General features: G+C 71.9%; 18 protein-coding genes, 7 tRNA genes and 1 pseudogene. 15 read left to right on the top strand and 11 right to left on the bottom strand.

Going from position 1 to position 17,970, the window contains the following annotated elements:
• Both IO29_RS25315 and IO29_RS25310 read left to right on the top strand, forming a co-directional pair.
• Positions 1-687: aminoglycoside phosphotransferase family protein (locus IO29_RS25315; RefSeq protein ID WP_037840593.1), on the top strand; the 687-nt coding region annotated here is incomplete at its 5' end.
• A 114-nt stretch (positions 688-801) separates the two neighbouring features.
• Positions 802-1,077, top strand: coding sequence for a TFIIB-type zinc ribbon-containing protein (locus IO29_RS25310; protein WP_030381788.1), 276 nt, complete (start codon positions 802-804; stop codon positions 1,075-1,077).
• Positions 1,078-1,125: 48 nt separating this feature from the next.
• On the opposite strand, the gene IO29_RS25305 is transcribed toward IO29_RS25310, so the two are convergent.
• The 5 genes from IO29_RS25305 to IO29_RS25285 all read right to left on the bottom strand — a co-directional run bounded on the left by IO29_RS25305 (position 1,126) and on the right by IO29_RS25285 (position 1,613).
• Positions 1,126-1,197 (bottom strand) — tRNA-Val (locus tag IO29_RS25305).
• A 50-nt stretch (positions 1,198-1,247) separates the two neighbouring features.
• Positions 1,248-1,319, bottom strand: a tRNA-Val gene (locus IO29_RS25300).
• A 36-nt stretch (positions 1,320-1,355) separates the two neighbouring features.
• Positions 1,356-1,427, bottom strand: a tRNA-Val gene (locus tag IO29_RS25295).
• Position 1,428: 1 nt separating this feature from the next.
• Positions 1,429-1,502 (bottom strand) — tRNA-Cys (locus tag IO29_RS25290).
• A 38-nt stretch (positions 1,503-1,540) separates the two neighbouring features.
• Positions 1,541-1,613, bottom strand: a tRNA-Gly gene (locus IO29_RS25285).
• A 153-nt stretch (positions 1,614-1,766) separates the two neighbouring features.
• Between IO29_RS25285 and IO29_RS25280 the strand changes: the two genes are divergently transcribed.
• From IO29_RS25280 to IO29_RS25270, 3 genes are all read left to right on the top strand, one after another.
• Complete coding sequence (locus IO29_RS25280) at positions 1,767-2,855, top strand: chorismate-binding protein (RefSeq protein ID WP_030381787.1); 1,089 nt, start codon at positions 1,767-1,769, stop codon at positions 2,853-2,855.
• Positions 2,852-3,673: an aminotransferase class IV gene (locus IO29_RS25275; protein WP_030381786.1), complete on the top strand. Its 822-nt coding sequence runs from the start codon at positions 2,852-2,854 to the stop codon at positions 3,671-3,673. Before IO29_RS25280 ends, IO29_RS25275 begins: the two co-directional genes overlap by 4 nt.
• A 136-nt stretch (positions 3,674-3,809) precedes the next feature.
• Positions 3,810-4,634, top strand: coding sequence for a GNAT family N-acetyltransferase (locus IO29_RS25270; protein ID WP_030381785.1), 825 nt, complete (start codon positions 3,810-3,812; stop codon positions 4,632-4,634).
• 138 nt (positions 4,635-4,772) lie between these two features.
• Here IO29_RS25270 and IO29_RS25265 read toward each other — a convergent pair whose 3' ends face one another.
• Entirely contained in the window at positions 4,773-5,315 is a 543-nt protein-coding gene (locus tag IO29_RS25265) for a DsbA family protein (protein ID WP_030381784.1), read from the bottom strand.
• 262 nt (positions 5,316-5,577) lie between these two features.
• On the opposite strand from IO29_RS25265, the gene IO29_RS25260 reads away from it, so the two are divergent.
• Both IO29_RS25260 and IO29_RS38645 read left to right on the top strand, forming a co-directional pair.
• A complete protein-coding gene (locus IO29_RS25260) occupies positions 5,578-6,030 on the top strand; it encodes a hypothetical protein (RefSeq protein WP_030381783.1) in 453 nt (150 codons plus the stop codon).
• A 177-nt stretch (positions 6,031-6,207) separates the two neighbouring features.
• Positions 6,208-6,384, top strand: coding sequence for a hypothetical protein (locus IO29_RS38645; protein ID WP_158709376.1), 177 nt, complete (start codon positions 6,208-6,210; stop codon positions 6,382-6,384).
• A 135-nt stretch (positions 6,385-6,519) separates the two neighbouring features.
• On the opposite strand, the gene IO29_RS25255 is transcribed toward IO29_RS38645, so the two are convergent.
• Positions 6,520-7,080 (bottom strand): CGNR zinc finger domain-containing protein, encoded by a 561-nt coding sequence (locus tag IO29_RS25255; protein ID WP_030381782.1) that lies wholly within the window; start codon positions 7,078-7,080, stop codon positions 6,520-6,522.
• A 294-nt stretch (positions 7,081-7,374) separates the two neighbouring features.
• Positions 7,375-7,788, bottom strand: coding sequence for an SsgA family sporulation/cell division regulator (locus IO29_RS25250; protein WP_004002642.1), 414 nt, complete (start codon positions 7,786-7,788; stop codon positions 7,375-7,377).
• Positions 7,789-7,979: 191 nt separating this feature from the next.
• Between IO29_RS25250 and IO29_RS25245 the strand changes: the two genes are divergently transcribed.
• From IO29_RS25245 to IO29_RS39065, 6 genes and pseudogenes are all read left to right on the top strand, one after another.
• Positions 7,980-8,423, top strand: a complete 444-nt coding sequence (locus IO29_RS25245; protein WP_030381781.1) for a TIGR02611 family protein — start codon at positions 7,980-7,982, stop codon at positions 8,421-8,423.
• Between the two features lie 73 nt (positions 8,424-8,496).
• Positions 8,497-8,571 (top strand) — tRNA-Val (locus IO29_RS25240).
• A 46-nt stretch (positions 8,572-8,617) separates the two neighbouring features.
• Positions 8,618-9,055, top strand: a pseudogene (locus IO29_RS40400) (extracellular solute-binding protein); the annotation flags it as partial.
• Positions 9,056-9,161: 106 nt separating this feature from the next.
• Positions 9,162-9,620: an SRPBCC family protein gene (locus IO29_RS25235; protein WP_030381780.1), complete on the top strand. Its 459-nt coding sequence runs from the start codon at positions 9,162-9,164 to the stop codon at positions 9,618-9,620.
• Between the two features lie 39 nt (positions 9,621-9,659).
• Positions 9,660-9,731, top strand: a tRNA-Val gene (locus IO29_RS25230).
• A gap of 141 nt (positions 9,732-9,872) precedes the next feature.
• On the top strand, positions 9,873-11,699 hold the full coding sequence (locus tag IO29_RS39065; protein WP_030381779.1) for a DUF2207 domain-containing protein: 1,827 nt from the start codon (positions 9,873-9,875) through the stop codon (positions 11,697-11,699).
• Positions 11,700-11,722: 23 nt separating this feature from the next.
• On the opposite strand, the gene IO29_RS25220 is transcribed toward IO29_RS39065, so the two are convergent.
• A complete protein-coding gene (locus IO29_RS25220; protein ID WP_030381778.1) occupies positions 11,723-12,451 on the bottom strand; it encodes a 3'-5' exonuclease in 729 nt (242 codons plus the stop codon).
• 377 nt (positions 12,452-12,828) lie between these two features.
• Here IO29_RS25220 and thrS point away from each other — a divergent pair, with 377 nt between their 5' ends.
• Positions 12,829-14,805: a threonine--tRNA ligase gene (gene thrS / locus IO29_RS25215; RefSeq protein WP_030381777.1), complete on the top strand. Its 1,977-nt coding sequence runs from the start codon at positions 12,829-12,831 to the stop codon at positions 14,803-14,805.
• 21 nt (positions 14,806-14,826) lie between these two features.
• Here thrS and IO29_RS25210 read toward each other — a convergent pair whose 3' ends face one another.
• Positions 14,827-15,474 carry a potassium channel family protein gene (locus IO29_RS25210; protein WP_030381776.1) on the bottom strand — a complete coding sequence of 216 codons (648 nt, stop codon included), beginning with the start codon at positions 15,472-15,474 and terminating at the stop codon, positions 14,827-14,829.
• Positions 15,475-15,541: 67 nt separating this feature from the next.
• Between IO29_RS25210 and IO29_RS25205 the strand changes: the two genes are divergently transcribed.
• Complete coding sequence (locus IO29_RS25205; protein ID WP_030381775.1) at positions 15,542-16,102, top strand: HIT family protein; 561 nt, start codon at positions 15,542-15,544, stop codon at positions 16,100-16,102.
• 114 nt (positions 16,103-16,216) lie between these two features.
• On the opposite strand, the gene IO29_RS25200 is transcribed toward IO29_RS25205, so the two are convergent.
• Positions 16,217-17,875, bottom strand: coding sequence for a hypothetical protein (locus IO29_RS25200; protein ID WP_030381774.1), 1,659 nt, complete (start codon positions 17,873-17,875; stop codon positions 16,217-16,219).
• Between the last annotated feature and the right edge of the window lie 95 nt (positions 17,876-17,970).

The following is a 17,970-nucleotide window of genomic DNA, read 5'->3' as shown; positions in this document are numbered from 1 at the left end:
CTCCACGACCGCCTCGTCACCTTCTGGCCCTACGGCACCCCCGTGGACCCCGACACCCCCGACGACGCCCCCTGGGAGGCCGCCGCCACCCTCCTCGCCCACCTGCACAACAGCCCCGCACCCACCCCGACCCCGCTGCCCCCCATGCGCGGCCCCGCCAAGGCCGCCCACGCCATGACCCGCCTGCGCGCCGCCGCCCCCCACCCGGCCCGCATGCCCGTGGAACGCGCCTGGTCCACCCTCCCGCCCTGGGCCCGCGCCGAGGCCCCCATGCCCCCGTCCACCACCGTCTGCCACGGCGACCTCCACCTCGGCCAACTCGTCCGCCACCCCGCGGAGGCGGGATCCGGCGCCTGGCGCCTGATAGACGTCGACGACCTCGGCACCGGCGTCCCCGCCTGGGACCTCGCCCGCCCCGCCGCCTGGTACGCCTGCGGCCTGCTGCCCCCCGACGAGTGGACCCGCTTCCTCACCGCCTACCGACGGGCCGGCGGCCCCGCCGTTCCCGCCGAGGGAGACCCCTGGCCCGCCCTGGAGGTCGCCGCCCGCGCCCTGACCGTGCAGACCGCCGCCCTCACGATCGTCAAGGCGCTCGCCGCCGACCGCCCCCTGGACGAGGTCGAACAGGCGGTCGTGGACGCCTGCGCCCGCATGGCTCCGCCGGACCCGGCCGGATCGGACCGATAGGGCCGTACCGGCCGGTCCCCTCCCGGATCAAGGGACGTAGGCTGCAACCGTCGTCCGCCGGGCAGTGTCTCTACCTGGCGAAGCACCACCGACCGGCGAGGAGTTGAGCCGACCATGCAGTGTCCGAAGTGCCATGCGCCGATGCACACGTACAACCGCAACGGCATCCAGATCGAGCAGTGCAGCGGCTGCCGGGGGATCTTCCTGGACTATGGCGAGCTGGAGTCGCTGACTCGTCTGGAGTCCCAGTGGGCGCAGCCCGCGCCGCCGCCCCCGGCCGCGCCGCAGGCCTACCCCGCCGCCCCCGCCTGGGGCGCGCCGCACGGCGGTCACTACGGCGGCCACCACCAGCGTCACAAGAGCTTCGGCCACATGCTGTTCTCCAGCTGAGCGGGCACGACGAAGCCCCCGGTCGGGGACCGGGGGCTTCGGGGTGTGTGGACGATACTGGGATTGAACCAGTGACCTCTTCCGTGTCAGGGAAGCGCTCTCCCGCTGAGCTAATCGTCCTCGGGACCGTGACCGTACGGACTCCGCGAGCCGTGATCACAGATACTGCGTGCGCGATACTGGGATTGAACCAGTGACCTCTTCCGTGTCAGGGAAGCGCTCTCCCGCTGAGCTAATCGCGCGGGTACGGATCCGGCCGAAGGTGCCGGTGGATCCAGTGGACGATACTGGGATTGAACCAGTGACCTCTTCCGTGTCAGGGAAGCGCTCTCCCGCTGAGCTAATCGTCCTTGGAGGTGGAGACGGGATTTGAACCCGTGTAGACGGCTTTGCAGGCCGTTGCCTCGCCTCTCGGCCACTCCACCAGGAGCGGGCGACCCCGAAGGGCTACCCGCTTCCTTCGAGCGGACGACGAGGCTCGAACTCGCGACCTCAACCTTGGCAAGGTTGCGCTCTACCAACTGAGCTACGTCCGCCTGTCCTTCCGGCCCGCTCGCGCGGCCCGGCGACGTGTTGAACTCTAGCGGATTCCGGAGCCAGCACAAAAACGCGTTTGCGCAGCGTGCTGCCCCGCACCCGCTGGGGTCACGGCAGGAGCACACGCGGCGCGCCCGCCTAGACTCGCCACCGTGCTGGACCTGCCCCCTCTCGCCCGCTTCGGCGGCCTGCTCGCCACCGGGCTCCTCGACGTCACCGCCGATCCGGCAGCTCTCGACTCCACCGGTTTCTGGGCCGTATGCGCCGATTTCGAGGGCCGTACGGTCTGCGCACGCTTCCGTGACGTACGGCCCGCCCCGGCGCCCGCCCCCGTGCCGGGCGCCTGGCGCGGCCCGGCCCGCGGTGCCTGGACGTCCTCCCTCGACCGCGCCGCGTACACCGCGGGCGTACGGCGGATCCGCGACCACATCGCGGCCGGCGAGGTCTACCAGGCCAACCTCTGCCGCGTGCTGTCCGCCCCACTGGCCCCCGACGCCGACGTCGACGCGCTGACCGCCCTGCTGGCTGCCGGCAACCCCGCCCCGTACGCGGGAACGATGCGTCTGCCCGGACACGGCGTGGAGATCGCCACCGCCTCGCCCGAACTCTTCCTGCGCCGCACCGGGTCCGTCGTCGAGTCCGGCCCCATCAAGGGCACCGGGCGCACCGAGGCCGACCTCCTCGACAAGGACCACGCCGAGAACGTGATGATCGTGGACCTCGTCCGCAACGATCTCGGACGTGTGTGCGTCCCCGGCAGTGTGACCGTCCCCGACCTGTGCGCCGTCGAGAAGCACCCGGGCCTGGTGCACCTGGTCTCCACGGTCCGCGGCGAACTGCGCGCGGGAACCGGCTGGCCCGGGCTGCTCGCCGCCGCCTTCCCGCCCGGCTCCGTCACCGGCGCCCCCAAGCCCAGCGCCCTGCGGATCATCGACGCCCTGGAGACCGCGCCCCGCGGCCCCTACTGCGGCGGCATCGGCTGGGTCGACGCCGACCGGGGGACCGGCGAACTGGCGGTCGGCATCCGCACCTTCTGGGCCGACCGCGCGGCCGGGGTCCTGCGCTTCGGCACCGGCGCCGGCATCACCTGGGGCTCGGAGCCGGAGCGGGAGTGGCGGGAGACCGAACTCAAGGCGTCCCGGCTGCTGGCGATAGCGTCGGGGACATACGACGATCACGACGGGTCGGGTACGGACGACGCGTCGCGCACGTACGACGACGAGCGTGGAGGAACCGCGTGAAGATCTGGCTGGACGGCGGGCTACAGGACATCGACTCCGCCCGCGTCTCCGTCCTCGACCACGGACTGACCGTCGGCGACGGCATCTTCGAGACGGTGAAGGCGGAAGGCGGCCGGCCGTTCGCCCTGACCCGGCACCTGGACCGGCTGACCCGCTCGGCCCGCGGGCTCGGCCTGCCGGACCCCGACCACGACGAGATCCGCCGCGCCTGCGCCGCCGTCCTCGAGGCCAACCCCATGCCGCTCGGCCGGCTGCGCCTCACCTACACCGGCGGCCACGGCCCGCTCGGCTCGGACCGCGGGGACCAGGGCACCACCCTGGTCGTCGCCCTGGGCGAGACCACCCGGCGGCCCGACTCCACCGCCGTGATCACCGTCCCCTGGACCCGCAACGAACGCGGCGCCCTGACCGGCCTGAAGACCACGTCGTACGCCGAGAACGTCGTCGCCCTGGCCCGCGCCCGGGAACACGGCGCCTCCGAGGCGCTGTTCGCCAACACGGTCGGACAGCTGTGCGAGGGCACCGGCTCCAACGTCTTCGTCGTCCTGGACGGCGAGATCCACACCCCGCCCGTCGCCTCCGGCTGCCTCGCGGGCATCACCCGCGCGCTGACCGTCGAGTGGACGGGCGCGAAGGAGACGGAGCTGCCGCTGGACGTGCTGGACCGGGCGGAGGAGGTCTTCCTCACCTCGACCCTGCGCGACGTCCAGGCCGTGCACCGGATCGACGGCCGGGAACTGCCCGGCGCCCCGGGACCGGTGACCACCAAGGCCATGCGCGTCTTCGCGGAGCGGGCGGCGGACGACCTCGACCCGTGAGCACGCCCGGCAGGGCCGGGGGAGGGCGGCGGAAGGTGAGGGAAGGTGAGGGAAGGCGTCGGAGGGTCACAGAGGGCGCCGGAGGCCGTCGAAAACCACGCTGACGCCGGGCCGGTCACCAGGTAGAAAAGGACCGATGACCACCACCCTGCGGCCGACCGAGCCGCTCCAGCAGTCCGCGGACGGCACCCGGCGGCGCCACTACCAGGTGTGCGTCAACAGCCGTCCGGCCGGCGAGATAACCCTGTCGACCGATCCGCTCTTCGGACCGGCCACCGCCGTCCTGGACGGACTGCGCATCGAGGAGCCGGACCGGCGGCGCGGCCGCGCCACGGTGGCCGTGCTGGCCGCGGAGGAGGTCGCCCGCGGCTGGGGCTGCGAGCGGATCGAGGCGGACGTCCCGGGGGACTCCGACGCCGGCCTGCGGCTGGCCACCGCGCTCGGGTACGTGCCGCGCAGCCGGATCATGGTCAAACGGCTCGGCGACGCCCCGCCCCCACTGCCCGCGGGCAGCCGGGCCCGGACGATGACCGCGGCGGAGTTCGACGTCTGGCGGGGCCTCGCCGTCCAGCGGTACGTCGAGGCCTGCGCGGCCCGCGGCATGCCCGCGGCGCAGGCCAGGGAGCACGCGGAGCGCGACCAGGCGAAGCGGCTGCCCGAGGGACCCGCCACCCCGGGGGTGTCGCTCGCCGTCCTGGAGCACGGGGGAAGCGCGGTCGGCACCCTGTGGCTGAGCCCCCGGGACGGTGTGGCGTACGTGTGGGACGTCGAGGTGGCCGCCGCCCACCGGGGCCGGGGCCACGGCCGCTCCCTGATGCTGGCGGCGGAGGCGTACGCCCTCGCCTCCGGCAGCCCCGAGATAGGGCTGAACGTCTTCGCGGGCAACACCCCCGCCGAACGGCTGTACGAATCGCTCGGCTACACGACGGTCACGCACCGGGTGCGGAAGGACCTGGTGTAAGGGGGGCGGCCGACTTCGCCGGCGGGGCGGGCGGCCACGGGTCTTCGCCCGCGCCTTCACTCGGGTTCGGGCTCGGGCTCGGGCCTTGGTTGAGGCTCGGTTTCGGTCGCGGTCTTAGGCGCGGTCTCAGGCGCAGGCTCAGGCCCCGGCTTCTGCTTCGGCGAGCAGCCGGTCGGCGATCTCCTCGATGCGGGCGCGCAGCCCCTCCTGGCTCTTGCCGCCGTCGAGGAGCTCGCCCCCGATGACGTACGTCGGCGTGCCGGTCACGCCGATCGCCTTGCCCTCGGCCTGGTCGGCGTCGACGATCAGTATGTGCCGGCCGTCGATCAGCGCGGTGTCGAACTCCTCGGCGTCCAGGCCCAGTTCCCGGGCCACCTCGACGAGGAGCGGCTCGCCGGCCCGCTCCAGTTCCGCCACCCGGGCGAGGACGGCCTCCACGTACGGCCAGCCCTTCCCCTGCGCCAGGGCCTCCTCGGCGGCCTGCGCGGCGGCGAAGGCGTGCTTGTGCTTCTCCAGCGGAAAGTGCCGCAGCCGCAGCTCCAGCCGCTCGCCGTAGCGGGCGCGCAGGGCGCGCAGGTCGTCGAGGGACCGACGGCAGTCCGGGCACTGGAGTTCGCACCAGACGTCCAGCACGACCGGTGCGGCCGGGGTGACCGCGGAGGCGGGGGAGGTGTCGCTCATGGTCACAGTCTCCCAGGGCCGGTGAGCCGCTCCAAACCGCTGGGTGTTCCACCGCCGGGTGGAGACCGGGCCGGTCGTGCGGTGCCGGGGGTGGAGAAGGGGGAGTGCCGACCCGGCCCCAGGGAGGAGCCGACCCCGAGACGACCCTGAGGTTGTCCCTGAGGTTCGGGCCGGACCGTGGCACTGCGGACCGGGAACGGTGCAGGATGGAAGGGACGAACCGACCGACTGCCCACCCTGCCTAGCTCGCCTGGAGGACCGGATGCTTGCCGAGACCGTCTGTTCCGCCGTCTCCGCGGCCGGGCTGGGCATCGCCGCGGTCACCGCCTACCGCAAGCGTTTCCTGGCCGCGTTCCGCATCGCCGCCTACTCACTGGTCCCGGTCGGGCTGGTGATGACCGGGGCGGTCGGCTGGCTGGCCCGCACGGCCTTCAGCCCGACGGCCTGGGCCGGATTCGTTGTGCTCGGACTGGCCTGGGTGCTGTTCGCGACGACCAGAGCCGTGGAGCGCCGCGGCGGCGGCACCCGCAAGGAGCGCCGGGCGGCACGGGCCGCCGCGCGACGGGACGCGGTGGCGCCCGCGGCCTCGGAGCCCTCGCTCGGCCGGGGCTCCACCACGCCGGCCACCCGGCCGCAGTCCGCCCCGCCGCGCGCCGGCGGCTCGGGGGACGACTTCAGCGACATCGAGGCGATCCTCAAGAAGCACGGGATATGACCGCCCCCCAGGGTGGGGGGCTGCTCCGTGTCGCCCCGCTTCGCGCGACCTGCTGAAACGACACGGGGGATCATGCGGGACCCCCGCTGTGCACCCAAGTGATCACGTTCGTTCCGCCGCGTAAGGATAATGGCGAACTCCTGGTCATTACGGGCGTGTTGATCGCGGAGGGGGGTGATGCTGCGTCATCATCGCCGCGAGATGCTGGACCCACCCCAGAGCGACCCCGTCACTCCCCCCGAGGAGCGGCGAGGCTGTCTCTTCGCGCTCTCCCAGCCACCGCTGATGATCTTCCTTGCGGTGATCGGCTGTCTGCTGCTCATGGCATCACTGCACGACCTGCTGCTGCTCTGAGCCGTACGCGGAGCCCCAGGCGGCCGGACGCCGGACGCCGGACGCCGGACGCCGGACGCCGGACGCCGGACGCCGGACGCCGGACGCCGGACGCCGGACGCCGGACGCCGGACGCCGGCCCGTCCGCCCCGGACGTCAGCCGGCCGCCTCCTTGCGGCGGGCCCGGTAGGCCGCCACATGCAGGCGGTTGCCGCAGGTGCGGCTGTCGCAGTAGCGGCGCGAGCGGTTGCGGGACAGATCGACGAACGCGCGCCGGCAGTCGGGGGCCTCGCAGCGGCGGAGCCGCTCCTGCTCCCCGGCGACCACGAAGAAGGCCAGCGCCATCCCGCAGTCGGCCGCCAGGTGGTCCGCGACGGACGCACCGGGCGCGAAGTAGTGCACATGCCAGTCATGACCGTCGTGGTCGGTCAGCCGGGGAGTCGTCCCGGCGGCGGCGACCAGCTCGTTGATCAGCCCGGCGGCGGCGCGGGCGTCGGGCGCGGCGAAGATCTGCGCGAACCTGCCGCGGACCTTGCGCACGGCGGAGAGGTCGAACTCCGAGAGCGGCTGGACGTCGCTCATCCGGTGACGCCGTACGAACGCGTCGAGGGCGGCGAGATCCGCGAGCCCGTCCGCCGTGTCGTCGTCCTCCGGCGCGGTGTTCACCAGTTCCACCGCGGCATCGAGCGACCGCCGGGTGTCGTGGGTGATCAGCACGTCTGGCTCCCTGACCCTGGGAGACGGGCGGGCGCCCGCCTTGGTGCTGGCCGAGCCTAGCGGCTCGGAACCCGGGCGGAACCACGTCGTCGCGTCCGGCGCCGGGCGCGCGCCGGACGCGGTCGGCCGCCGGCGCCCCCGGCCGCGCCGGAGCCGTCACGCTCCGTACGCACGCCGGCGCCGCCACCGCCGGGTGGGCGGTGACGGCGCCGACGGGCCCGGACAGGGCTCGTCGAGGCCCGAGCCGTCTCCCCGAGTGGACGGCTTCGGGCGGATCCGTGGTGCTTCGGTCGTCTAGCTCTCCGCCAGGATGTGCGACAGCTCCTGATCGAGGTCGAAGTGCCGGTGTTCCGTGCCCGGGGGCACGGCGGCGTCCGTCCGCTTCAGGAAGGACTCCAGGGCCCGCGCCGGGGCCTCGAGCAGTGCCTCGCCCTCCGGGGAGCTCAGCGCGATGCAGACGACCCCCTGACCATGGCTGCGGGACGGCCAGACACGGACGTCGCCCGTGCCGGTCGGCCGATGCAGGCCTTCGGCGAGGAGGTCGCGGGCGAACACCCACTCGACGGTCTCCTCGGCTCCGGTGTGGAAGGTGGCGTGCACGGCATAGGGATCGGCCGTGTCATACCGCAGTCCCGCGGGAACAGGCAGTGAGGACTCGCTCGACACAACGAGGCGCAGGTGCAGCTCGCAGCTGACCGTGGTGTTCATAAGCGCCAGGGCCTTTCGCTCAGTGTGCGCTCGGGGATTCGCACGTCGGCGAAATCGACATGCCACCTACGGTGTCGTTGTAAACCCCTCTGAGGGTTTTGCCTGCCTTTACGTAACTCTTCCGGCGGAGGGTGTTGTGGGCGGGTACGGCCATTCCGGTGACCAGATTCTCTCCGGTAAGGTTTGGCTGTATGAATACGGGGAGTGACGAGCAGGATGAGCCGGGCGGGAGCGTCGTGGCCACGGACGAGACGGACGACGGACGGGGCCTCGGGTCCCGGGCGCCGGAATTCATCAAACGGCGCCGTGTGCTGCACCTGAGCTGGCAGGTGGGCGTCTTCGTGGTGGGGCTGGCCGTCGTCGGCATCGGTGTGGTGATGCTGCCGTTGCCCGGCCCCGGCTGGCTGGTGATCTTCGCGGGCATGGCGATCTGGGCGACCGAGTTCGTCTGGGCCCAGCTGGTGCTGCGCTGGACCAAACGCAAGGTGACCGAGGCGACGCAGCGCGCGCTCGACCCGAAGGTGCGCCGCCGCAACATCATCCTGACCTCGGTCGGCCTGGTGCTGATCGCGGCGTTCGTGGGCGTGTACGTGTGGAAGTTCGGGCTTGAGATGCCCTGGAACATCGACCAGTAGGGCCGCGGCCCGCAGGAGCCGGCGGACGGGTCGGGAGCACCCCCTGACATGGGGTAATGTTCTCCGTGCGCCCGGGCGATTAGCTCAGTGGGAGAGCGCTTCGTTCACACCGAAGAGGTCACTGGTTCGAACCCAGTATCGCCCACCACATACAGGCGGCCCTCGCACGGAAACCGTGCGGGGGCCGCTTTCGTATGTCCTCGGTGGGCGGACTTCCACTCCACCCGGCGCCGCCCGGCGCGGGGCCCGGGTGCGCGACCGTCGCCACCCCGCTCTCGGCGCTGGGCCCGGGTGCGCCGACCGGCCGCGGCGGGAACAGCGGTGCCGGGGACGGGGCCGTGACGATCCGTTACTTGTGGTGGGGGGCCGAGGAGCGCGCCGGGAAGACCGACCGGACCGTCGAGCTCTTCGAGAAGGAGTATCCGAAGATCAGGGCCAAGACGGACTTCCAGGACGATGAGGCATTCTGGGAGAAGTTCCAGACACGGGCGGCCGGTGGAAATCCGCCGGACGTTTTCCAAAATGCCGTCACATTTCTTCGGAAGTACGACAAGCGGAGCGTTCTGCTCGACCTCAAGTCCCAGGTGGACGCGGGCAATCCGAGCCCGGACAACTTCCGGAAGGCGGGCGTCGAACCGGAAACGACACCGCCCTACGGCCTCGCCGTCATCGAGAACCCGGCCCTGCCGGGCGACCGCATGCCGTTGTGGACCGCCCCGGTACGGGCAGACTGCCCCCATGGACTGGACCCGGTACCGCTTCCGCAGTCTGTGGCCCCTGCCTGTACCGCCGGGCACCGCCTACGAGGTCCTCGAACAGGTCGAGGGCTATCCCCGCTGGTGGCCCCAGGTCCGCGAGGTCACCCGCCGCGACGACACGAGCGGCATCCTGCGCATCCGCTCCGTCCTGCCCTACGACCTCACGTTCACCGCCCACGTGGTACGGCGCGACCGGGCGGCCGGCGTCCTCCAGACGGCCATGACCGGCGACATCGACGGCTGGGCCCGCTGGACGGTGACCGCCGAAGGCCCCGGCACGCTGGCCCGTTACGACCAGGTGGTCGAGGTGCGCAAGGCGCTGCTCAGGCGGTTCGCCGTGCCCGGACGTCCGGTGTTCATCGCCAACCACCGGCTGATGATGCGGGCCGGACGACGCGGCCTGCTCGCGTACCTCGGCGGCGGCCGCCGAGCGGTTTGAACGAAACGCACGGGGACCTGTATTGTTCACTGCGTTCCCGGGCGATTAGCTCAGCGGGAGAGCGCTTCGTTCACACCGAAGAGGTCACTGGTTCGAACCCAGTATCGCCCACCGGCAAAGGGCCGGGCCGCCGTCGCGGCCCGGCCCTTCCCGTCGTTTTCCGGCCGGGTTACCCTCGTGATCTTGGCGGGGGCAGGGGAGGCCCCCGCGATCGCAGGGGGGCTTCTCATGAGCGCTGTACACGGCACCAAAATGACGAGACGGACGCGGACGCCGTCCCGCAGACGCAGGCGCTTCACCTGGGTCAAGACCTTCTTCCTCGTCCTGCTGCTCGCCGGTGTCGTCGCGCTGTTCCGCGCGACCGGCAACGCGGAGCGCGTCACCACGCTGTGGGTCGGCGCCGAGGTCCGCACCGACGGCAGCATGCGCGTCACCGAGGTGATCGACTACGACTTCGGCTCACCCGACACCACCCGGCACGGCATCTACCGCGACATACCGGACCTCTCCGAGGAGACGGCCAAGGCCGCCGTCACCATGGACGGCCACCGGGTCCCGTGGGAGTTCGACGTGGGCGACTACTACCAGAAGCCCGACGGCCGGCGGGAGTTGGCCGAGCGGATCAAGGTGGGCGACCCTGACGGCTCCGTGACCGGCCTGCACCGTTACCGCGTCCAGTACACGCTCACGGACGTCGTGATTAGGGGCAAAATCGCCTGGGACGCCGTCGGCACCGGATGGCAGGTCGACCGCGCGAACGTCGACATCCACGTCGTGGCTCCGTACCGGCTCACCCCCACGCGCTGTGTGCACGGTGCCAACGGCTCCGAGGACCCCTGCACCGCCCGCGCCACCGGACCGGGCGGAATCGACATCGCCCTCGACCGGCTCACGGGACACGAGGGCGTCACCCTCTACGCCACGAACGGAGCGGAACTGACCGGGGGCGGTCCCGCCCTGCCCGCGGCGCCCTCCGGGGCGGCCGTCGGCACGTCCGCGCACGGCTCGTTCTGGCTGGCCTCGTTCGCCTTCGTCCTCACCCTGGGCCTCGCCGTCCTCACCGTCCTCGCGCTGAAGCTCCTCGGCCGCGACCGCATCGTCCGCGAACTGCCCGACGGCACGCCCGGCCGGGTGCGGCGGGTCTTCCTGGAACGGCTCGCCGCCCGGCTCACCCCGTCCTCCGCGCCCCCGGAGGGCATCACCCCGGCCCAGGGCGGCATCCTGCTCGCCGAGCGCGTCGAAAAACACCACCAGGTGGCCTGGCTGCTCGGCGCGGCGGCCGACGGACACCTCACCATCGGGGGCGACCGGCAGAGCCCCTGGCTGACCCGCCGGGAACGGACCGCGCCCGCGGACGACCCGCTCGTCGAAAGCCTCCTCGACGGCATCTTCGGCGGACGCACCGCGTTCATGCTGGGCACCCGGGACCAGGTCTTCACCACGGGCTGGCAGCGGCTGTCCCGCGAGCTGTCCGACTGGCAGCGTGGCAGCGACCTCTGGGACGGGAGAACCACCCGCCTCGCCGAGATCGCACGCACCGCCGGGATCGTCGCCACCCCGCTCGGCTTCGTCCTGGCGGCCGTCGGGGCCTATCTGGTCGGCGGCCGGCACTCCTCCGGCTGGTACGTCCTGCTGCCGGGCCTGCTCGCCGTCGGCGCCGGCTTCGCGCTGTGGCTGCGGTCCTGGGAACTGCGCAGCCGCAGCCCGCGCGGCTCCGAACTCTGGCTCCGCGTCGAGGCGTTCCGGCGCCACCTCGCGGACCCGTCCGCCCGCCGGGAACCGGCGAGCCCGGACGACGGACACCTCGCGGTGTGCACCGCCTGGGCGGTGGCCCTGGGCATGGCGGACGAGTGGCAGAACATCGCCGCGCCACAGACCGCCACCGCGGGCGGCGGCTCCTCCCACACCTCGAACTTCCTTCCCGGCTACGCCCTGGGCCTGATCACCGCCTCCTCGCTGTCCAGCGCCCCGCCGCCGTCGTCCTCGTCCAGCAGCGGTGGCGGAGGCGGCGGGGGCGGCTTCGGCGGCGGCTCGGACGTGGGCGGCGGGGACGGAGGCGGAGGCGGCGGCTCCTGGTGACCCACCGGCGGCGGCGTGGTGCCCTACGCCGCCGCCGGCAGGTCCCGTCGCAGCGGCCACGCCGGATCCACCCACTCCTCGGACCCCGTCCGGGCGAACCACGCCTGTAGTCCCCGCGCCTGCGCCGCGTGCCAGCCGCTTTGCAGAGTGTGCAGCTCCGCCGGGCTGAGCCGCTCCAGCCGCGTGGCGAAACGGCGCCCCAGCGCCCGCACCACCTCCAGCGCGGCGAGGGCGTCGGCCGCGGCGTCGTGCGCCCCCTCCAACGTCACCTCATAGTGCGCGCACAGATCCGCCAACGTGCGGCGGCCCTTGCGGTAGCGGTCCAGCTGCTTGTCCAGCACCCGCGGATCAAGGACCCGCAACGGCGCCGACGCGGCGAACCACCCGTCCAGCGACGAGGCCCGGTGCCGGCGCAGCTCCCGGTCGAGCAGCGTCAGATCGAACGGCGCGTTCATCACCACCAGCGGCCGCCCGGCCGTGGCCAGGAATCGCAGCTCGTCGGCTATCTCCCGCATCACCGGCGCGGGCCACCGCCCGTTGCGCCGCAGCTGCTCCTCGCCCAGCCCGTGCACGGCCGTGGCCGCCGCGGGCACCGGCACCCCCGGATTCACCAGCCACCGCCGCAGCCGCGGCCAGGCACCCGACGCCTCCTGCACCACCACCGCGGCCGACACGATCCGGTCACTCTCGACGTCCGTGCCCGTCGTCTCCGTGTCGAAGGCCGCCAACGGCCCCTCGTACCAGCCCGCCATCCGCACCAACTCCTCGCCCGCCCACGCCGGCTGATGTCCCGTTCACTGCCGGTTCGGTGATACCCGGGCCGTTTGCCCCGTACGCCGGAAGAGACCAACACGGGCAGCAGCCTTTGCAGTTCAGCGACCCGGAACAGGAAAACGCCCACCCCGTAAGCCCCTTGCGCCCCGCCCCCGCACACGCCACCCGCACCCGGCCCCGCCGGCCCCGTCCTCCCGGCACCGCGCCCACCGCACCCCGCCCGCCGCACGGCGCAGCCCCCGCCGTAACCGTTTCGCGGTGGACCCCCCGGGCTCGGTAGGATCGCACCGGATGAGCATGGCAATGCGATGCTCATCCGCATCAGCGCGAGAAGCCCTTCAGTCAGGAGAGACCGGTGTCAGACGTCCGTGTGATCATCCAACGCGATTCCGAGCGGGAAGAGCGGACGGTCACGACGGGCACGACGGCCGCCGACCTCTTCCCCGGCGAGCGCACGGTGATCGCCGCCCGCGTGGGCGGCCTGCTCAGGGACCTCGCGTACGAGGTGCGCGACGGCGAGGAGATCGAGCCCGTCGAGATCACCTCCGAGGACGGCCTGAACATCCTGCGCCACTCCACCGCGCACGTCATGGCCCAGGCCGTGCAGGAACTGTTCCCCGAGGCCAAGCTGGGCATCGGCCCGCCGGTCAAGGACGGCTTCTACTACGACTTCGACGTCGAGAAGCCGTTCACGCCCGAGGATCTCAAGGCCGTCGAGAAGAAGATGCAGGAGATCCAGAAGCGCGGTCAGAGGTTCTCCCGCCGCGTGGTCACCGACGAGGAGGCCCGCGCCGAGCTCGCCTCGGAGCCGTACAAGCTGGAACTGATCGGCCTCAAGGGCTCCGCCTCCTCCGAGGACGGCGCGGACGTCGAGGTCGGCGCCGGTGAGCTGACGATCTACGACAACCTGGACGCCAAGACCGGCGAACTGTGCTGGAAGGACCTCTGCCGAGGCCCCCACCTGCCCACCACCCGCCTCATCCCGGCGTTCAAGCTGATGCGCAACGCGGCCGCCTACTGGCGCGGCAGCGAGAAGAACCCGATGCTCCAGCGCATCTACGGCACCGCCTGGCCGTCCAAGGACGAGCTCAAGGCGCACCTGGAGTTCCTCGCCGAGGCCGAGAAGCGCGACCACCGCAAGCTGGGCAACGAGCTGGACCTCTTCTCCATCCCCGAGCAGATCGGCTCCGGCCTCGCCGTCTTCCACCCCAAGGGCGGCATCGTCCGCCGCGTGATGGAGGACTACTCGCGCCGCCGCCACGAGGAGGAGGGCTACGAGTTCGTCTACACCCCGCACGCGACGAAGGGGAAGCTCTTCGAGATTTCGGGCCACCTGGACTGGTACGCCGACGGCATGTACCCGCCCATGCAGCTCGACGAGGGCGTGGACTACTACCTCAAGCCCATGAACTGCCCGATGCACAACCTGATCTTCGACGCGCGCGGCCGCTCCTACCGCGAACTGCCCCTGCGGCTGTTCGAGTTCGGCACGGTCTACCGCTACGAGAAGTCGGGCGTCGTGCACGGCCTGACCCGGGCCCGCGGCTTCACCCAGGACGACGCGCACATCTACTGCACCCGCGAGCAGATGGCCGAGGAGCTCGACAAGACGCTCACCTTCGTCCTGAACCTGCTGCGCGACTACGGCCTGACCGACTTCTACCTGGAGCTGTCCACCAAGGACCCGGAGAAGTTCGTCGGCTCCGACGAGGCGTGGGAGGAGGCCACCGAGACCCTGCGCCAGGTCGCCGAGAAGCAGGGCCTCCCCCTGGTCCCGGACCCGGGCGGCGCCGCCTTCTACGGCCCGAAGATCTCCGTCCAGGCCAAGGACGCCATCGGCCGCACCTGGCAGATGTCGACGGTCCAGCTCGACTTCAACCTGCCCGAGCGGTTCGACCTGGAGTACACGTCCGCCGACGGCACCAAGCAGCGCCCGGTCATGATCCACCGCGCGCTCTTCGGCTCCATCGAACGCTTCTTCGCCGTGCTCCTGGAGCACTACGCGGGCGCGTTCCCGGCGTGGCTGGCACCGGTGCAGGCGATCGGCATCCCGATCGGCGACGCACACGTGGACTACCTCCACACGTTCGCCGCGGCCGCGAAGAAGAAGGGCCTGCGCGTCGAGGTCGACTCCTCCTCGGACCGCATGCAGAAGAAGATCCGCAACGCCCAGAAGCAGAAGGTGCCGTTCATGGTGATCGTCGGCGACGACGACATGAACGCCGGCACGGTCTCCTTCCGCTACCGCGACGGTTCCCAGGAGAACGGCATCCCGTTCGAGGAGGCCATCGCCAAGATCGCCAAGGTGGTCGAGGACCGCGTACAGGTCTGACGCGAGGAACCCCCGGAGAGCTCAGCTCTCCGGGGGCCCCTCCCGGGCGAACGTCTGCACGAGCCACGACGAGAAGGAACCCGTCACCGCGCCCAGCAGAGCGAGCCCGCACCCCATCAGCCCCACGGCGACCAGCCGCCCCACCACCGTCACCGGCGCCACATCGCCGTACCCCACCGTGGCCAGCGTCGAACAGGCCCACCACACCGCGTCCCCGAACGTCCGGATCGTGGCGTGCGGAGCCGTCCGCTCATGGTGGTAGACGGTCAGCGACGCCGCGAACCCCAGCAGCCCCGCCGACAGCCCGGCGTACACCATCACCCGCGCGTGCAACGAGAGCCGGGCCCGCCCGTGCCGTCGCTGCACGGCCTCGTAGAACCGCACCAGCCGCAGGGGCCGCAACAGGGGCAGCACCACGACCACCGTGTCCACCCAATGCCGCCGCACGAACCGGACACCCCAGCCGGCCAGCCCCCAGCGCACCGCATAGTCGACGACGAACAGGGCCCACGCCGCACAGGTCACCGTCAGACACACCACATGCACGGCCACCGGCAGCCCGGGCCGGAGCACATGCACGGCGTACGCCCCGAGGTAGAACAGCGACGCGACGCCGAGCGGCACCTCGCTGCGCCGCTCCCACCTGGCCGTACGACTGTCGTCCCGCACCTGCCCAGCTTCGCCCGCGACCGCCTTCCCGGCGCCCCGGCGACACGCCCCCGACGGGCGACGCCATATGCTGCACAGCATGACGAGTGAGCCGGAGCAGCAGATCGGAGTGGGCACCCAGGACGCCTTCCAGCGTCTGTGGACACCCCACCGGATGGCCTACATCCAGGGCGAGAACAAGCCGACCGGTCCCGGTTCGGGCGACGGCTGTCCCTTCTGCTCGATCCCGGCCAAGTCCGACGAGGACGGCCTCGTCGTCAGGCGCGGCGAGCAGGTCTACGCGGTGCTGAATCTGTACCCGTACAACGGCGGCCACCTGATGACGGTCCCGTACCGCCACGTGGCCGACTACACCGACCTCACCCCCGCCGAGACCGCCGAACTGGGCGAGCTGACCAAGCAGGCCATGACGGCCCTGCGCACGGCCTCCGGCGCCCAGGGCTTCAACATCGGCATGAACCAGGGCGCCGTCGCCGGCGCGGGCATCGCCGCCCACCTGCACCAGCACATCGTCCCGCGCTGGGGCGGCGACACGAACTTCATGCCGGTGGTCGGCCACACCCGGGTACTGCCCCAGCTCCTGGCGGACACCCGCAAGATGCTGGCGGACGCCTGGCCGACGGCGTAGGAACGCGGCCGCGACGCACCCGCGGCCGCGCCCGGAAGCGCACCGCGGGCGCTGACCGCACCGGCGCCGGCCAGGACCGCGGGCCCACGCGAACCCCGCCGACCGCCGGAGGCACTACGCGTCGTACACGTCCGCCTTCTTCGGCGTCACATCCTGCACCTGCCCACTCAGCGCGGACGACCGCGCCCCGAACCGCTCCGTGTCCACCCCGTTCTCCGCCAGCACCTTCAGCGCCGCCGCATGCACCACCCGCAGCACCGGCGTAGCCGCCCGCAACGCGTCGTCGGCCATGAACCGGTGCCGCCACGGCTGGTCCGCCCACGAGTGCCGCAGCCCGAACGGCTCGGGCAGCGTCAGCGTGCCGCCGAGCCAGTTCAGCAGCGGCGGATACCACGTCAACGGCGCCCGCGCCGCCAGCCGTACCACCTCGTCCGTGTCGACCAGCGGCAGTTTCACCGACCGCGTCTCCCAGAACCGCACGGACTTCTGCACGGTCTTCGTCTTGGCCGCCGGCTTGCTGGTGAACAGCGAGTGCACCGGCCCCAGCGCATGCCCGGTGACCTCGATCCGCAGCGTCTCGTGCAGCACCGTCACCGTGATCATCATGGTGAGCACCAGCTGCCCGTCCCACAGCGTCCACTGCACCCCGAGGTAGTGCCGGTCACCCGCCCCGAACTGCTGCTTGTTGCAGATGTCCTGTATCGCGTGCGACTTGACCTGGTACGCGTCCACGTCCGTGCCGCTGGGCCGGGAGACCGCCCCCGCGTTCTCCCCGACCGGCGTGACGATCCAGTGTTTCACCGAGGGCGCCGGGAACCCGCCCGTGTTCAGCGGCCCGCGCTCCAGCAGTTTCAGCTGGTCGTGGATGGCGCGCACGACGTCCCAGCTGCGGAACGGGTTGATCTCCTTGCCCGCCTCGCGCGGCACGAGGTCTTCCGCGAGCTGCCAGCTCCCCCACCGCGTCCCCATGCCGAGGATGCCCTTGGGGCCGGCGTAGAAGACGGAGTTGGACCGCTGCTCGGCGCTGAGCCGGACCAGTTCCTTGCGCAGTTGCTCCGCCGCGGACTCCCCGGGGCTGCCGGGAACCGCCTCGGGGATCTTCGCCCCGAGACCGCCGCCGGCCAGCAGGCTGTCCCACCGCTCCCGCAGATCCCGCGCCGTCCGCTCGCAGATGCGCTTGGCCCACACCCAGCCGACCACCGGCATGACGACCGACGCACGCGCGTACCAGCCCCAGAAGCCGGCGAGCGGCATCTTGATCAGCAGCAGCACGGCGAGCGCGCCGAAGGCGATCAGCACGCCCGTACCGAGCGCGGAGGCACGCTTGTCCGTGGTCTTGGCGACGTTGGCCCGCAGGATGAAGATGAGCAGCCAGACGAGGAACCCGGGCAGGAACAGCAGCCCGCACAGCACCGTCACCGCGGTGAGCCAGTTGTCGCGCTCACGGCGTATGCGGTGGGCGGCCAGACAGTGCTCGACGACGACCTGGGGCTCGGTGCCGAAGGACTGGATGAGCGGGGCGCGGCCGGCGCCGAGCATGCGGTCGATCACGGCCCGGGAGTAGGCCTCGCCGAGTCTTGGCCGCAGCATCTTGATGCGCGGGGGCGAGACCTTGGACTTGTGCCACTCGTTGTCGGCTTCGAGGATCTTGGTGACCTCGTCGTCCTCACGGTACGCCGCGGACGCCAGCGCGTATGTCGCCGCCGTCTGGCCCGCGGCACCCGCGAGGGGCACCTGTGCCCCCGGGCTGAAATCGAATCCGTCGTCCGCCACTGCCGCCCCCACTCGCCGCCGTACCCCGCTGCTTGCGGCTTTTCCCGACTTCCTTGCTCCGCACACCTGTTGAACGGGCCGTCGTCCCGATCACG

Source organism: Streptomyces sp. NRRL F-6676, assembly GCF_000725625.1.
GTDB lineage: Bacteria > Actinomycetota > Actinomycetes > Streptomycetales > Streptomycetaceae > Streptomyces.
The sequence above is the reverse complement of the archived record's forward strand: the minus strand, read 5'-3'. Positions and strand labels throughout refer to the sequence as shown.

Excerpts from the sequence above, each read along its gene's own strand:
- IO29_RS25310 (WP_030381788.1), top strand. The coding sequence starts at position 802 with ATGCAGTGTCCGAAGTGCCATGCGCCGATGCACACGTACAACCGCAAC.
- IO29_RS25270 (WP_030381785.1), top strand. The coding sequence starts at position 3,810 with ATGACCACCACCCTGCGGCCGACCGAGCCGCTCCAGCAGTCCGCGGAC.
- IO29_RS25265 (WP_030381784.1), bottom strand. The coding sequence starts at position 5,315 with ATGAGCGACACCTCCCCCGCCTCCGCGGTCACCCCGGCCGCACCGGTC.
- IO29_RS25260 (WP_030381783.1), top strand. The coding sequence starts at position 5,578 with ATGCTTGCCGAGACCGTCTGTTCCGCCGTCTCCGCGGCCGGGCTGGGC.
- IO29_RS38645 (WP_158709376.1), top strand. The coding sequence starts at position 6,208 with ATGCTGCGTCATCATCGCCGCGAGATGCTGGACCCACCCCAGAGCGAC.
- IO29_RS25250 (WP_004002642.1), bottom strand. The coding sequence starts at position 7,788 with ATGAACACCACGGTCAGCTGCGAGCTGCACCTGCGCCTCGTTGTGTCG.
- IO29_RS25245 (WP_030381781.1), top strand. The coding sequence starts at position 7,980 with ATGAATACGGGGAGTGACGAGCAGGATGAGCCGGGCGGGAGCGTCGTG.
- IO29_RS25235 (WP_030381780.1), top strand. The coding sequence starts at position 9,162 with ATGGACTGGACCCGGTACCGCTTCCGCAGTCTGTGGCCCCTGCCTGTA.
- IO29_RS39065 (WP_030381779.1), top strand. The coding sequence starts at position 9,873 with ATGACGAGACGGACGCGGACGCCGTCCCGCAGACGCAGGCGCTTCACC.
- IO29_RS25220 (WP_030381778.1), bottom strand. The coding sequence starts at position 12,451 with ATGGCGGGCTGGTACGAGGGGCCGTTGGCGGCCTTCGACACGGAGACG.
- IO29_RS25205 (WP_030381775.1), top strand. The coding sequence starts at position 15,542 with ATGCTGCACAGCATGACGAGTGAGCCGGAGCAGCAGATCGGAGTGGGC.